The sequence below is a fragment of the Agrobacterium sp. CCNWLW32 genome (assembly GCF_037083425.1).
Taxonomy (GTDB): domain Bacteria; phylum Pseudomonadota; class Alphaproteobacteria; order Rhizobiales; family Rhizobiaceae; genus Agrobacterium; species Agrobacterium radiobacter.
Window position 1 is genome coordinate 306,734 of sequence record NZ_JBAOJM010000004.1, and the last position, 15,076, is coordinate 321,809.

The 15,076-nt window shown below is 60.1% G+C and carries 14 protein-coding genes and 1 riboswitch; of the genes, 8 read left to right on the forward strand and 6 right to left on the reverse strand.

The annotated features are described in order from the left end of the window. The first annotated feature begins 57 nt into the window (after window positions 1–57). Complete coding sequence (locus V6R85_RS11825) at window positions 58–1,197, forward strand: ROK family transcriptional regulator (RefSeq protein WP_336377055.1); 1,140 nt, start codon at window positions 58–60, stop codon at window positions 1,195–1,197. 28 nt (window positions 1,198–1,225) lie between these two features. Here the strand turns inward: V6R85_RS11825 and V6R85_RS11830 are convergent, their stop codons facing one another. Continuing rightward, window positions 1,226–1,642: a hypothetical protein gene (locus V6R85_RS11830; RefSeq protein ID WP_223567331.1), complete on the reverse strand. Its 417-nt coding sequence runs from the start codon at window positions 1,640–1,642 to the stop codon at window positions 1,226–1,228. Window positions 1,643–1,692: 50 nt separating this feature from the next. Continuing rightward, window positions 1,693–2,184, reverse strand: a complete 492-nt coding sequence (locus V6R85_RS11835) for a hypothetical protein (RefSeq protein ID WP_003509559.1) — start codon at window positions 2,182–2,184, stop codon at window positions 1,693–1,695. Window positions 2,185–2,356: 172 nt separating this feature from the next. Here V6R85_RS11835 and V6R85_RS11840 point away from each other — a divergent pair, with 172 nt between their 5' ends. The 7 genes from V6R85_RS11840 (at window position 2,357) to V6R85_RS11870 (ending at window position 8,742) form a co-directional block, all read left to right on the forward strand. Then, window positions 2,357–4,309 carry a BTAD domain-containing putative transcriptional regulator gene (locus tag V6R85_RS11840; RefSeq protein WP_065695112.1) on the forward strand — a complete coding sequence of 651 codons (1,953 nt, stop codon included), beginning with the start codon at window positions 2,357–2,359 and terminating at the stop codon, window positions 4,307–4,309. Between the two features lie 8 nt (window positions 4,310–4,317). Beyond that, window positions 4,318–4,746 (forward strand): hypothetical protein, encoded by a 429-nt coding sequence (locus V6R85_RS11845; RefSeq protein WP_060724938.1) that lies wholly within the window; start codon window positions 4,318–4,320, stop codon window positions 4,744–4,746. A 37-nt stretch (window positions 4,747–4,783) separates the two neighbouring features. Next, on the forward strand, window positions 4,784–5,983 hold the full coding sequence (locus V6R85_RS11850; protein ID WP_060724992.1) for a YcaO-like family protein: 1,200 nt from the start codon (window positions 4,784–4,786) through the stop codon (window positions 5,981–5,983). Then, complete coding sequence (locus V6R85_RS11855; RefSeq protein ID WP_060724939.1) at window positions 5,980–6,690, forward strand: TfuA-like protein; 711 nt, start codon at window positions 5,980–5,982, stop codon at window positions 6,688–6,690. Before V6R85_RS11850 ends, V6R85_RS11855 begins: the two co-directional genes overlap by 4 nt. Next, entirely contained in the window at window positions 6,687–7,850 is a 1,164-nt protein-coding gene (locus V6R85_RS11860; RefSeq protein WP_031234105.1) for a hypothetical protein, read from the forward strand. The genes V6R85_RS11855 and V6R85_RS11860 overlap by 4 nt, the downstream gene beginning before the upstream one ends. A gap of 126 nt (window positions 7,851–7,976) precedes the next feature. Beyond that, a complete protein-coding gene (locus V6R85_RS11865) occupies window positions 7,977–8,414 on the forward strand; it encodes a helix-turn-helix domain-containing protein (RefSeq protein WP_020012131.1) in 438 nt (145 codons plus the stop codon). Between the two features lie 94 nt (window positions 8,415–8,508). Next, complete coding sequence (locus tag V6R85_RS11870) at window positions 8,509–8,742, forward strand: hypothetical protein (RefSeq protein ID WP_026364026.1); 234 nt, start codon at window positions 8,509–8,511, stop codon at window positions 8,740–8,742. Between the two features lie 188 nt (window positions 8,743–8,930). Here V6R85_RS11870 and metE read toward each other — a convergent pair whose 3' ends face one another. The 4 genes from metE to xylF form a co-directional block, all read right to left on the reverse strand. After that, entirely contained in the window at window positions 8,931–11,279 is a 2,349-nt protein-coding gene (metE, locus tag V6R85_RS11875; RefSeq protein WP_111833908.1) for a 5-methyltetrahydropteroyltriglutamate--homocysteine S-methyltransferase, read from the reverse strand. A 99-nt stretch (window positions 11,280–11,378) separates the two neighbouring features. After that, a riboswitch (cobalamin riboswitch) is annotated at window positions 11,379–11,595 on the reverse strand. A gap of 69 nt (window positions 11,596–11,664) precedes the next feature. Next, a complete protein-coding gene (locus tag V6R85_RS11880; protein ID WP_111833909.1) occupies window positions 11,665–12,447 on the reverse strand; it encodes an ATP-binding cassette domain-containing protein in 783 nt (260 codons plus the stop codon). An 18-nt stretch (window positions 12,448–12,465) separates the two neighbouring features. Further along, on the reverse strand, window positions 12,466–13,779 hold the full coding sequence (locus V6R85_RS11885; protein ID WP_111833910.1) for a sugar ABC transporter permease: 1,314 nt from the start codon (window positions 13,777–13,779) through the stop codon (window positions 12,466–12,468). A gap of 79 nt (window positions 13,780–13,858) precedes the next feature. Beyond that, the gene (gene xylF / locus V6R85_RS11890; protein WP_336377056.1) at window positions 13,859–14,899 is read right to left on the reverse strand and encodes a D-xylose ABC transporter substrate-binding protein; all 1,041 of its coding nucleotides are present in this window, start codon (window positions 14,897–14,899) and stop codon (window positions 13,859–13,861) included. Window positions 14,900–15,076: the final 177 nt, after the last annotated feature.

Genomic DNA, 15,076 nt, shown 5'->3' on the forward strand with positions numbered 1-15,076 from the left:
GTTGCTTAATTTACAGCTTTATGACATTTCCGGCACTAAAGCTGGGAGAGCAGAACTTTGGCTGAGAAACGAAACGGCGGATTTGCGGGTATCGGCGCGACACAGGGCGCACTTCTGGGTTACATCAGGCGCAAGGGCTCGGCATCGCGGGTCGAACTTGCGGAATATTGCAACGTCACACCGGCGGCCGTGAGCATGGTGACTCGCAACCTGCTGGAACGCGGTCTTATCGAGGAAGGCGCGCGCCGGCAGGAAGGCCGCGGCGCTCCCCATATCGACCTCATGCTCAAGAAAACCGTCGGTTATGCCCTCGGCGCCCATGCCAATCGTTATTCGGTGATGCTGACGCTGCTGAATTTCGGCGGGGAGATCGTTGGCGAATTGCAGATGCGCGGTTCCTATGACGCGTTTTCCGATGTCCAGCGGGCACTTGAGGAAGGATCCGAAGAGCTGCTTTCAAAAAACGCGATTAGCCGCAACGACCTGATCGGTGCGGCGATTGCCATGCCGACCCGCTTTCGCAACGAGGCGATGTCGCTCGATCTTGCTGACGAGGTCATTTCCTGGGCGGGCTCCGACCTTTCCACCATGCTGCGCGAGGCGCTGCGCTGCCCGGTGATTATCGAAAACGACGCCAATGCGGCGGCCATGGGCGAACTCACGCTCGGCAATACGGCGGGGCACGAAAATTTCGCCTATCTCTACCTATCCGAAGGTATCGGCGGCGGCATCATCATCAGGAACGAACTTTATCGCGGTTTTCTCGGCAATGCCGGCGAGATCGGCGCCCTGCGTGGTCGCGGAAACTCACGGCCCTCTTTCGAAGATTTGGCGGCCTGGTGCCTCGAGCATGTCGGCGAAAAACCCTCCGGACGGGCTCCTGACATCTGGACGGACTACCTGTCCCGCAACACCGCCGTGCTCGACGCGTGGCTGGACCGGGCCGGGCCACAGGTTGCCCGCCTTGGCTTTGCCGTCAGCGCGGTATTGGCGCCCGACGCCATCTATGTCGGCGGCACCTTACCGAAAATGGTGCGCGAAAAACTGGCGAAGTGGCTGGATTATGAGGTTTCGGACCCGTTCAGCGGCGCTAAGGTCATCCAGCCACAAATCCTGCTGCCCGGGGTCGTCGCAACGGACCCCGTGGCCTTCGGCGCGGCGGCAATGATCCTGCACAGTATTGGCGAAACGGACTGAGGGCGTGCAAAGGGTGGCGACGGATGTTTCACCCCCCGAGATTGTGCACCATGAAATAAATCAGCCAGCAATGCGCGATCGCCAATATCGCCCAGGCCCATTTTGCCGCCCTGATATCGGAATCGACGACCCTGTTGCGGATCTCGGTCCTGGCCGGCGTCTCCTCCCGCGCTTGATCATCTCCGAGGGCGGGTGAGGGCAATGTCCGGGAAATCGGTTCGCTGACAACATAAAGCCTGTCATTGCGCAGAGGCGGGCACGACTCGTCATCAACGCTCTCCGCATCGGAAAGCGTATCGTCGCTGGAAGCGCAATTCACCGCCGCAAGTTGCGGTGACATCCCCCTGTTACGCACTTTACCTCTATTGAGCATCATAATTTTCCACACAATAAAAATAAAAATATTCCCTGACGACCTCCGATAAAGCCGCGCTTTACCGGGCATGCCGCAATCTGTGCAGTCCACGCCTTCACGCCCCAAAGACGTCCCCGCGATCAGGGCACCAGGGCTCCCGGCAGACCACGCCCGCCCGCATAGGGCTTTGTCTCCCGCTGGATCAGGAAGACGGATTTTTCCACCGGCAGCGGCTCGATCGTCCGATAACGCTGAAACCGCTTTGAGTATTCGAACCGGATGAACCTGTCGTCGAACTTCCCCGCCAGAACGCGATAGCCGTTGACGAATTCATTCAGGATTTCCAGCTCTTCTCCCCACACCCAGCCGCCGTAGGACGTTCCTTCATTCGACCGCAGCACGATCTCGAAAAAATGCCCGCCCGCCACCAACGGCATACGAAAGAGGATATCGAGATTATCCTCGTCCTCCTCATCGCCTTTCTTCGCCGACAGCCTGGCATGCGCGACCTTCGCATGGACCAGCGCCGAGACCGGATAGAACGGACGGCCCTTGAACCACATGAATTCACTGACCGCATATCCGACATCGTCGGCACGCTGATAAGGTTCGATGCGCGGCTCGAAGGCCATGTAGCTTCCGTTAAACGCTATCACTTTCGAAAAATCCCGATGCCTGCCTGCCGCATGTCCGCTGTTTTCCACCCGTCATTCATGCTTCTGTCTGCGACAATAGGCAGGCCGCGTCACACCAGCGTCAAATGGAATGCTATGATGACTTTCAATTTCCCGGGCACGTTGTTAGATGATGATTCATGAGGGGACGAAAGTGGCTGGGAACGCTGAACTGATACCGATCCGGCTTTTTGGCACCCCGCGCTGTGATGCGGTGCGGGAGGCATTTTTTCCGTCCAAGGGCTTCGCCCTCACTGCCGCCCTTATCCTTGCGCCGAACCAGTCCCTTTCCCGCCAGCATGCCGCATCGCTGCTGTGGGAAAATGTCGAGCAGAAAAGGGCTCTCGGCAATCTGCGGCAGCTGATCCTGCGCCTGCAGAAGCTTCCCAACGAGGATGAGGCGATCCTTCTGACCGAAGGAAACGATCTTAAGGCCGGCAAGCTGGCGCAGCGAACCGACCTTGCCATCTTCCTTGCCGGCGCAAGGGCCGAAGACCCGATGCGGCGGCTCAATGCGCTGCTTGAATTCGGCGGCGAGTTGCTGGAGGGGTTGGAGGCCGGACAGGATCATCTTTATCTCTGGCTGCTTTCCGAGCGCCGTCGTCTCAGGGACCTGTTCTTTTCCAGCTACACCCAGCTTCTGGAAGAATTGACGCGTTTTGGTCGCGCCAGTTCGAACGATATCGCCAGGCTTGCCGAATGCGCCTGCAAGATCGAGCCGGAGCGCGAAGAAACCTACCGCGCCGCCATGGCGGCCTATGCGCGGATCGGAAACATCAGCGCCTGCGAGGGCATGCACCAGCTTCTGATGGAGCAGCTCCGCCAGGAGGGGCGTTCCCCGGAAGCGGAAACCGTGGCGCTGAGGCGGAGAATACAAAGTCTGACCGCCACGATAACGGTCGCCGCCGAGCCGGAAGAGGGCAACCGCCGAAAATCCCAGACTAAACCCCGCGTCGCATTCGTTCGCCCGGCAAGGGTTGACGGGCAACCGGTCTCGCCGGTCATGCAGGCCTTCGTCGAGGATGTCGCCAACAGCCTTGTCCGATACCGGACCTTCACCGTCCTTTCGCCGCACAGCACCTTTGCACTGGCGCATCAGCGGGCCGATGACAGCTACGCCATGCTGCGGGCGGATTACCGTATCATTTCGACCGTGTTCGACGAAACCCGCATGTCGGTTGCCTTGATCGAGGATGCAAGCGGTGAAATCGTCTGGTCGCTGGAGGCAGTCCTGACCGAGCGGCATATCCACGCCGCCTTCCGGCTGCTGTCCAAACAGGTGGCCGCAGCACTTGCCCGCGAAATCGAGCGGCTTCAGGTGGAACCCGACCGCAACCATAGCGGCGAGGCCTATCGGCAATTGCTGGAGGGCCAGCAGCTTCTGCGCGGCAAATGCGACCTGCCGCTTCTTCGAAGAGCCCGCTCGATGTTCCGCAAGGCGGTCGATCTCGACCATAGCCTGGCGGTTGCCCGCGCCCGTGTGGCGCAGAGCCTGCAGCTGGAATGGCTGATGCTTGGCGGCAATGATCCCCATCTCCTGCATCGCGCCAAGGCGGAAGCGGATTCCTCCGTCGAGATCGACCCCGCTCTTGGTGTCGGCCACTGGATGTGCGCAGTGGTGGCGCTCTACCAGCGGGATTTCGACATCTCCGCCGAAAAATTCTTCGAGGCGGAGGCGCTGGCGCCTAACTCCGCCGACCTCCTGCTTCAGCATGCCGATGCGCTCGCCCATTTCGGAGATGCGGAAATCGCCTGGGAGAAATTTCAGCAGGCCATCGACCTCAATCCGCTTGCGCCCGACATCTACTGGTGGGCCGGCGCCAGCATCGCGTTCAAGCGCGAGGATTACGGCACGGCGGTGGAACTGTGCGGGCGGATGGAAAATGACGAGCCGGCGCTGCGCGTTCTGACCGCAAGCCACGCTTTGCATGGCGATTTGGTCGCCGCCCGCGAAACCGGCAGCAGGCTTAAGGAAAACTATCCGGGTATGACGGCGAGGGAGATCAGCAGCCTGTCTCCAGACCGGGACCCGGTAGCGAATGAAAAATTCTATCACGCACTTCGATTAGCTGGGATCAAATAGGAGATATTATGTCCTCGCATTTCTTCATTGTCGGAAAAAAGGGTTTCGGCGTTCTCTTCATTCGCACGGCGCCGCTGCGGGTTGCGTCCGTGTCGCATGAGACGATTGCCGCCTATGAAGCCAACCATCCCGGCGTGGATGGTTATGCCCGCGTGGCAGCGGCCGCAAAGTCCATGCTCGTTCGTCAGAACGGCCAGCCTGAAGCGGAACTGGACCAGGTTCAGATTCAGGGCATCGAAGCCCTCGTCGCCGGTGGCGCCGTGGTTTCCGAAGCCGATTTCGCCTTTATCGGCGAAGTGAGCGACGCCGGCTGGGATTTCAACCGCATGGTACAGGCGCCGATCGAAGCCGCCCTCAAGGCTGTCGGCCCGGCCGGCTCCGTCACCGGCGAGCTGTTCGACGCCATCCTTGCCGACGACGGCAACGCGGCACCCTGATCGCGGTCGCGCAGCCTTGACCGGCGCCGATGCTCCCATGTCAGCGACCGCGGCTTCAAGGCAGGCAGACGCTTCATTCTTCGATCCCGGACTGCTTCGGCGGTTCGGGATTACCCGTGTCGGCGATGTCACCGGCCTCGACATCATCGGCATTCCCGTCTGGTTCGCCACCCGGCCCAATTCACGCGGGCTGTCGGTATCGCAGGGCAAGGGGCTTGTCGCGGAACAGGCCCGGCTATCGGCGATCATGGAGGCAATCGAAGGCGCGGTTGCCGAAGACACCCGCAAACATATCGCCATTTTCGGCTCCATTCAGGAGATGCGGGACAAAGGCGTTCCCCTGGTTCCTTTCGAAACCGTCGGCCGGGTCGATCCGGACACTCTCCATCCGCAAAAAGAACGCGCCTGGGTAAAGGGAACATCCATTCGCCACCAGCGGGAGGTTTTTGCCCCTTATGAACTCGTCGGCATGGATTTCCGCGTGGATTTCCCATGGGACCGGCGAGCCTTGCGCATGAGTTCCCAAGGGCTCGCGGCCGGATTCGACCATGACCATGCGGTTCTCCATGCCCTGCTCGAACTCATTGAAAATGACGCCTGCTTCCTCGTCGACACTTTCGAAACACGCGCCATCGCACCTCAACCGATCCTCATTCCGGCGGGCGTCGATCCTTCCCTTGACGGTCTTGTTCAACGCCTGTCGGATATCGGGCTGCTGCCGTCCTTCTTCGACATGACGAATGGGCTTGGCGTGCCGGTGGTGATGGCGAGCCTGTCCCGCTCTCTTCAGGCTAAGGACGGGCCGACCACCCGCAGCGCCGCGGGCGCGGCCTGCCGGCTTGATATGCATGGCGCTGCGATTGCTGCGCTGCTGGAGGCGATCCAGTCGCGATTGACCGATATCAGCGGCGCGAGGGACGATCTTTCCCCTCTCCGCTACCAGCGGGATATGGTTGCGGCCGGGCCTTCGGCCTCCGGCGCACCGCCGGTGGAAAGGGTGCCGGTCAATCTCGATTTTGCAGATAGTGCCGTGTCTTCGCCGCCATGGCGCCAGCTTGCGACGCACCTTTTCGCCGGCGGCATCGAGGATATCTATGTCTTTCCTTTGGAAACGGACGTAGCCGGCCTGCATGTGGTGCGGGTTCTGGCAAGTGGCCTTGCCCCGGCCGGCGGCGGGCTCCAGCACATCTCGCAGCGCACCCTCGATCACTTGCTGACTGTCGGAGGCCTCGGATGAAGCCGGTGGTTTTTGCAGGCCCGTCCATCCACGGCATCGCCGGCGAACATATGTCCGGCCTCGATCTTCGCGGTCCGGCGGCTTGCGGCGATATTTTCGATGCGGTCCGGCAAGGCATCGGGGCAATCGGGCTGATCGACGGGCTTTACGGCGATTGCGCCGCCGTCTGGCACAAGGAAATCCTCTATGCGCTGTCCAGCGGCGTCAGCGTTTTCGGCGCCGCCAGCATGGGTGCGCTCCGGGCGGCGGAATGCGCTTCCTTCGGTATGATCGGCATCGGTGAGATTTTCGAGGCCTACCGGAACGGGCAACGTTTTTCCGATGCCGATGTGGCGGTGAGCCATGCACCCGGCGAACTCGCCTACCGCCCGCTGACAGTCGCGCTGGTCGACGCCGAAGCGACGCTTGCGGCCTGCCGTGAAGCGCTCACCCCGGAGCAATATGACGCGCTCGCGCGTGCCGCCAGCAACCTGCATTTTACCCGCAGGACATGGCGCTCCATCGCTGCCGAAGCCGGCCTCGGCTCTGTGACGGCAGATTTGCTCGCGGCCAATGCGGTTTCCGTCAAGAGAAACGATGCGACGAGGCTTCTGGCGGTGCTCTCGGGCGAGACGCTGCCATTCCCGCCGCCATCATGGAAACTGCAGAACACGATGTTTTTCCAGCAATTGACTGCACGGCAGACGGCAGGGGACAAGACGTCTTGAACGCCGTCCAGTCCACGGCACTGCCTTTGGTGCCCGATTGCGGTGGGCTGATCCGCACGATCGCGTTCGCATTGCCTGCCGCCTTTTTTGCGGACAACGGACCCGCTGACACCGTTTCTCCGCTCATTCCCATCGGAAACCTGCTTTCAGCCCTGCCTGCGGATATCGCTGCCGCTATCGTGGTCGATCGCGCCTGTGTTGCGCCCGCACAAAGCTGGCTCGACGGCCTGCCAACCCACTGCCCCACCGAGTTGATACCCCTTGCCGGAAACGACAGCGTTTCGCATCCATGGCTGCAGGATATGCTCCATGTGCGGAGAAATGATCGCGACGGATATGCCAGTGCGGAGTTTGTTTTGGCGGCGGAAAAGGCCGTCGGGGTCAGTCTGGCCGAGCATCTGGGAGCGGCAACTAGGTATTCCGATGTCGCCTTGGCGGGGGGCAATCAGCTCGTCGGCCCGGATTTTCGGCTGGTGGGCCATTCTAGCCTGCAGGATGACAGTGGGATCGGAAGAAATGCGGCCATCCCGTCGCAACGATGGCGAAAGGTTGAGGCTCTCGACGACCGAAGCGTGTTCAGTTTCGGGTATCGGCCGGAGGATCTCGGCACTATCCCGGCATCTCTGACTCCTTCCGCGACTCCAATTTGCGGAGCGGAGATTGCCGGCGAAAGAATGCACCAATGCGGCTTCCACGTTGACCAGTTCGTTTCCGTCACCGGTCTGAGAAGCGGGGGCCGGCCGTTATTGCTCGTTGCCGATCCCGTCGCGCATGGCGGATGCAATGCCCGCGCCGCAACCGATCTGAAACGAAAGCTGGACGCCTCGGCCCTTTCGCTTGTGCGGCAAGGCTTTGCGATTGAACGAAATCCCATCCCGGTTTCACCGGCCATCGATACCAACAAATGTCTGCCCAGACTTTACAACAATGTCCTTCTTGAAAATGTCACACGTTCCGGTCAGAAACGGCCATTCGTCTGGATTCCGCATTTCGGCGATAGGGAAGCGCTTGAGGAATTCGACGCGATGAATCGGAAAATTTGGGACAGATTCGGCTTTCAGGCCATCGGTGTGGCCGGATGGAGCCATCTTTCAAGCCGCAACGGTGCGTTGCGTTGCGCGACAAAAATAATAAATCGCGGCCCGGACACGCGATTATGAACAAAAAACCGTGCTATTTTGTCAATAAAGCTTCATAATACCCGTGGAAATTGTGTTGAATGTATACCTTCAACAATATTAATTGATAATCATCGGATTTAAGAACCTCAACCGGAGGAATTTGTAATGCAGGCCAAACTACCCAGCCCGATCGACGTCCATGTCGGCGCACAGATCAGAATGCGCCGCAAGTCGCTCGGCATGAGTCAGAGTGCGCTGGCCGGGCGATTGGGCATCACCTTCCAGCAGGTCCAGAAATATGAAAAGGGCGCCAACCGCGTCGGCGCGTCCCGCCTGCAGGCCATTGCATCGATCCTCGGCGTGGAGGTCAGCTCCCTGTTCGCCAATGCCACGCCCGATGGCGACCCGTCAAATCCGGCTCTTGGCACGATCAACGCCATGCAGACCTTCGTGGCTTCGAATGAAGGCTTTTCGCTCAACCAGGCCTTTTCGCGCATCAAGAGCGCCGCCGTGCGCAGAAGCATCGTCGCCCTCGTGACATCGCTTGCGGCGACTGAAGCGGCGGAAAATGCCAGCGCGCCGGCAGACAAAAACGACAATTGACGCAGGTGTGACGCTCGCGTGACGCTCGATGTGGTCAAAAATGAACAACGCAACATCAAAGCGTTTTCATACTGTCGACTGTCGAGAGGGAATCATGGTGGCGTCTACCACAGCTATACTTGAACAGGACAATGCAGACGAGATTCTGGCGCTCGGGCGGATGGTTTCCTATCTTTGCCAGCGCTCGAAGTCTCTGGAACTGGGCATGTCGACCTATTTCCTGGAAATGGCATTGCTGTCGCTGGCCCAGGACATCAATCAGCAGGGTCTGCCGCTGGTAAACGCAGAAATCAATGTCAGCGCCTTGGCACAGGCCGACCTGCATTGAACGTTTTCGCAACGGCATGAACCTGCAGGCGTGATCGTTTCCGCGCCGGCCTCCAGTCGTGAAAGCCTGGGAACGTCTTGTCTGTCCGGCTGGCTCCATCCAGCAGGAGAGTCATTCACATATCTTCCTCCACATTTTATTGGCGCAAGCCATGAGTGAGGCCCGGTTTTGCCAGGCCTCACTTCATATCAGGGCGCCGCGCGGCGAAGCTCGACGGCGGCGGCAACCATGTTGACGAGGGCCGGCCTGACCTCCTCCCACTTGCGGGTCTTCAGGCCGCAATCGGGGTTGATCCAGAGCTGCCGGTCGTCAAGGCGCTCCCGCGCCAGCGCCAGAAGATCGACCATTTCTCCAACATCAGGCACACGCGGCGAATGGATGTCGTAAACGCCGGGACCGATCTGGTTCGGATATTTGTAAGTCCGAAACGCATCCAGCAACTCCATCTTCGACCGCGAGGTCTCGATGGAGATCACGTCGGCATCCATCGCCGCAATGGCATCGATGATCTGGTTGAATTCGGAGTAACACATATGGGTGTGCACCTGTGTGCGATCATCCACGCCGCCGGAGCAAATACGGAAGCATTCCACCGCCCAGCCGAGATAATCCTGCCAGTCCCGGTGCCGAAGCGGCAGGCCTTCGCGAAGAGCTGCCTCATCGATCTGGATCATTTGTGCACCGGCTGCCTCGAGATCGTTGACCTCATCGCGGATGGCGAGCGCGATCTGCCGGCATGTCAGGCTTCTGGCGATATCATCGCGGACAAAGGACCAGTTAAGGATCGTCACCGGTCCGGTCAGCATGCCCTTGACGGGCTTGTCGGTGAGCGACTGGGAATATTCCCACCAGCGGACCGTCATCGGTTTCGGCCGCGACACATCACCGAAGATGATGGGCGGACGCACGTAACGCGAGCCGTAGCTCTGCACCCACGCATGCTGGGTGAAGGCGAAACCGGAAAGCTGTTCACCAAAATATTGCACCATGTCGTTGCGCTCGAACTCGCCATGCACGAGGACGTCGAGACCGATATCCTCCTGCCAGCGAATGGTTGCTTCGGTTTCTTTCTGCAGGAAGCTTTCATATTGCGCATCTGTCAGGACACCCTTCGAATGCGCGGAGCGGGCCTTTCGCACCTCCGGCGTCTGCGGGAAGGAGCCGATGGTGGTCGTCGGGAAAAGCGGCAGCGCAATAGCCTGCGACTGCACCTTCTGCCGCTCGGTAAAGGCATTCGCCCGCTTCCTGTCGGCATCGCCGATCGTTGCGATGCGGTTCTGAACGGCCACATCAGTCACCTTTGACGAGGATGCGCGTGCGACAACTGCCCTGGAGGCGGCTTCCAGTTCCGCCGCGACGATGGCCTTGCCTTCACCGAGCGCCCTGCCGAGCGTGGCAAGCTCGCCGAGCTTCTGGGTCGCAAAGGAAAGCCAGCTTTTCAGATCGGCATCGAGACCGGTTTCCAGTTCAAGATCGACCGGAACATGCAGCAGCGAGCATGAAGGCGCGATTTGAAACGCTTCCGCACCCCGCACGGCAATTGCAGCTTCCAGCCGGTCGATAATCGCGGCGAGATCGGCGCGCCAGATATTGCGGCCGTCGATGACACCGAGCGACAGGACACGGCTTTCGGGCAACGCCTTCAGCACCGCCTCGAACTGACCGGGGCCACGCACCAGATCGACATGAAGACCCGCGACCGGAAGTGCGGCAACGACCTCCAGATTATCCTCGAGACCGCCGAAATAGGTGGCCACGAGGATTTTCAGATCCGGGGCGGCTTTCGACAATTGCTGATAGGCCACAGTCAGCGCGTGGCGTTCCCCCTCGGAAAGGTCCAATACAGCCACGGGTTCGTCGATCTGCACCCAGTCGGCGCCGGCCGCACGCAGGCGGTGTAGCAACTCTTCGTAGACGGGCAACAGTTTTGCCAACAGATCGAGCGGCTTAAAGGCTGCCTCACGCACCTTGGCAAGCTTCAGGAACGTGACCGGCCCGAGAATGACCGGGCGCGTATGAATGCCGAGCGCCTTCGCCTCGAGAAAATGATCGACCGGCTTTTGCGAGGTGAGCGCGAAATGCTGATCCTCGGAGACCTCCGGCACCATGTAATGATAATTGGTGTCGAACCACTTGGTCATCTCCAGCGCCGGAACGCCCTGACCGTGGTGCGCATGTCCTTCATGCACATGACCGCAACTTGCATGCGCCTCGCTCTGGCTGCCGCGCGCCATGGCGAAATAGGTCGACATGGACACCTCTCCGCCCGTCCATCCGTAGAGGGACGGGATGGCACCGACCATCGCAGCCGTATCGAGGACGTGGTCATAGAGGGAAAAATCGTTGGACGGGATATGGCTAATCCCCTTTTGCTGCTGAAGCGCCCAGTTTTCGGCGCGCAGCTTAGCGGCGGTTTCGAGAAGTACTGCTTCGGAAATCTTTCCCGACCAGAAGCCTTCAATCGCGAATTTCAGTTCGCGACGGCGGCCAATCCTCGGAAATCCGAGCGATGCGACTGGAATGGTCTTGTTTGACATTGTCATACCCCAGATGGTTGTGGGGGCATGGGTAAAGCGGACGCGTGCGGGCCCAGCCGTTGCCGGGCCAACGAGCAACCACCGGGACACCCCGCCCGTGGACGTTATTTTGCCCTGGCAGGTCTCCTGGCTCGCGGGTCGTCACCTTTGCCCGTCTTCCCGGGGCTTTCACCCCAGTGACGTTGATGGACAAAGGCTCACCGCTTACAGTTGCGGGGGCAGCTCCGGTATTGCCGATCCAACGGCGCACCGGATTCCCTCTTAGCTCCGGGATTGAAACAATCAGGCCCGGAGAACCATGACACCCGCATTTCTCACCACGGGCGTCACGATGTCAATAGATATAAAGAAATCTTTATATCTTTATTTCATTCGAAGACAGATGTCAGGACACGACCGCGCCCGGACCTGCCACAGCACCTGATGGCACCTTGCCCAGAATAATCATGCCGAGAACCTCGTCCTTCGTCACATCTTCCGTGCGGGCATGGCCGACCACCTTGCCGTTTTTCATCACGAATACCCGGTCCGCCAGATCAAAGACGTCGTGGATATCGTGGCTGATGAGGAAGATGCCGATGCCCTGCCGTTTCAGCTCCTTGACGAGATCGCCGACCTGCGCGGTTTCCTGCGGCCCGAGTGCAGCCGTCGGTTCGTCCATGATAAGGATGCGGGCGTCAAAAAGGATGGCGCGGGCGATGGCAACGGATTGCCGCTGACCGCCGGACAATGCCTTCACTGGTTCCTTGAACCGCCGGAAATTGGGGTTGAGACGCCCCATGACCTCGCGGGCCGAGGCCTCCATGGCGACATCATCAAGCGTGCCCCATTTCGTCTTCAGCTCACGGCCGAGATAAAGATTGGCCGCCGCATCGACATTATCCGCCACTGCCAGCGTCTGGTAGATGGTTTCAATGCCGTATTTCTTGGCGTCGCGGGGATTGCGGATATCCACATCCTCGCCGTTGATGAGGATATCGCCCCCATCCCGCCGGTATGCGCCGGACAATATCTTGATGAGCGTCGATTTGCCCGCACCATTGTGGCCGAGAAGGGCGACCACCTCGCCGGGGAAAAGATCGACTGAGGCGTTTTCCACCGCATGGATACCGCCGAAGGAAATGGAAATATTGCGCATTTCCACGAGGGGCGTGACTTGGTCCGTCATTGGGGTTCTCCTCGGTTCTTACTTGGCGCGGGCGCGGTAGATGGTGTCGAGCCAGACGGCGACGACCAGAACCACACCGACGACGATGCGCTGGAAAGGCGTATCGATGCCCACGAGCACCATGCCGGATTGCAGCGATTGCATGACGAGCGCGCCGAGCATCGCGCCCGCTATGGTGCCGACGCCGCCGGCGAGCGAGGTGCCGCCGATGACCGCCGCCGCGATCGTATAAAGTTCGTCCAGTTCACCCTGGGCGTTGGTTGCCGCATTGAGGCGGGCAGTGGAGATTGCCGCCGCGATGGCGCACAGAACGCCCATCAGCGTGAATATCTTCACCGTGACCCAGCGGGTCTTGATGCCGGCGAGTTCGGCCGCTTCCGGATTGCCGCCGATGGCGAACACATAGCGTCCGAAGCGCAGCCGCGTGGCAATGAAAGTCATCACTGCACCAACGGCGAGCGCCATCAGCACCGGTATGGCAATGCCGTGCGGAATGAACAGGCCACCATCCGGCCAGGAGATGCCATTGGCATCGGCATAGTTGCGGGCGATGTTGATCGGCCAGGGATAGCTGTTGACCACCGCCACGAAACCGACGACGACGAAGCAGCCGAGCGCCACCAGAAAATATTCCGCCCAGACCGGCCGCAGCGGAAAGCCGAAACGGCGGCGCTGGTGGCGGGAATTGAGGATTGCAGCGACAATGGCGACGCAGGCGACGATGGCAGCGACCCAGCTCCATGTCGCGCCAATCGAGCCGCTGGTGCCGCCGCCCATCAGGCGGAAGGTGGAATCCATCGGCGCCACGGTGCGGCCGCTGGTGACGAACCAGGTGCCGCCGCGCCAGACCAGCAGGCCGCCGAGCGTGACGATGAAGGACGGCACATTCAGGAAGGCGATGATCGAACCCTGCAGCATGCCGATGGCGCCGCCGACGAGAATACCGACCAGAAGCGTGACGATCCATGTCGCCCAATGTTCGAAGCCGAGAAGCTGCGGCAGGATTTCCGCCTGCGTGACACCCATGATCATGCCGGAAAAACCGAGGATCGACCCGACCGACAGGTCGATATTGCGGGTGACGATGACGAGCACCATACCGGTCGCCATGACAGCCACGGACGCGGTCTGCACGGAAAGGTTCCAGAGGTTTCGCGGCGTCAGGAACAGGCCGCCGGACAGGATATGAAATCCGATCCAGATCAGAAGAAGCGCGCCGACCATGCCGAGCAGGCGGGTATCAAGCTCCGTTGCGCTGATGAAGCGCGCGATGGAGCCTGTCTTTTCCGTCTTGGCGGACGCTGGGGAATTGGATTGGGTCATATCGGCCATGAACTGCCGGTGCTCCTCACATCTTAAAAGGCGCTGCGCCATGAACCATGGCGCAGCGCCCGAACCGGGACATAGTCGATCAGTTGCAGGCCTTGACGGATCCGGCCTTCACACCCTGGCAGGCCGTTTCCTTCTTGATCCAGCCGGCATCGATCACGACGTTCAGATTGTCCTTGGTGATGGCGATCGGCTTGAGGAAGACCGACTGCATCGTGACCTTCTTCGGGCCGCCGTCAAAGGCGGTGACGCCCTTGATTTCCGTCATGTTCTTGCCGCCAGCAAGCGCGAGCGCAATACCGGCCGCTTCCTTGCCGAGTTCGCGGCTGTCTTTCCAGACGGAAACCGTCTGCGTGCCGAGTGCGACGCGGTTAAGCGCGGCGAAATCGGCATCCTGGCCGGAAACGGGCACCGAACCCGCCATGCCCTGCGCGGCAAGAGCAGCGATTGCGCCACCGGCCGTGCCGTCGTTCGACGCGACGACAGCATCGACCTTGTTGTTATTCTTGGTCAGGAACTGTTCCATGTTCTTCTGGGCATTTTCCGGCTTCCAGCCATCGGTATAGGCTTCGCCGACATTCTTGATCTTGCCCCCGTCGATGGCGGCCTTCAGCACTTCCTGCTGGCCGGCGAAAAGGAAGTCCGCATTCGGATCGGAAGATGAGCCCTTGATGAAGACGTAGTTGCCTTCCGGCTTCACCTTGAAGACTTCGGCAGCCTGAAGACGACCGACTTCCTTGTTGTCGAAGGTAATGTAGAAGGCGTTCTTGTTTTCGATCAGGCGGTCGTAACCAACGACCGGAATACCCTCGGCAACGGCCTTTTCAACGGCCGGGCCAATCGCGTCGCTGTCCTGCGCCAGGATGATCAGCGCGTTGGCGCCCTGGGAAATCAGCGATTCCACGTCGGTCAGCTGCTTTGCGGCGGATGATTGCGCATCGGCGGAGATGTATTTCGCGCCGGCCTTGTCGAGCGCTGCCTTGATGGCCGCCTCATCCGTCTTCCAGCGTTCTTCCTGGAAATTCGACCAGGAAACGCCAACGACGAGATCAGCAGCAATAGCGGCAGTATGAAGGGAAACGAGTACGGCCGTACCCGCCAAAAGCTTGGCAAAAGAATTCATGATGTCCTCCCGGTAAGGGCGAAGCCTGCACCTCCATGCAGGGAAAACGCCCGGAAAAAGCTGTCGGTCTCTGTGGTTTCACAATTTTCTCGACAGTCGAGAAAATTAATGTCAGAGATTCCCCATGCTGTCAACAACGGCTGCGGGCAGCATCCGGGTGCCTTGATCTTGCTTCTG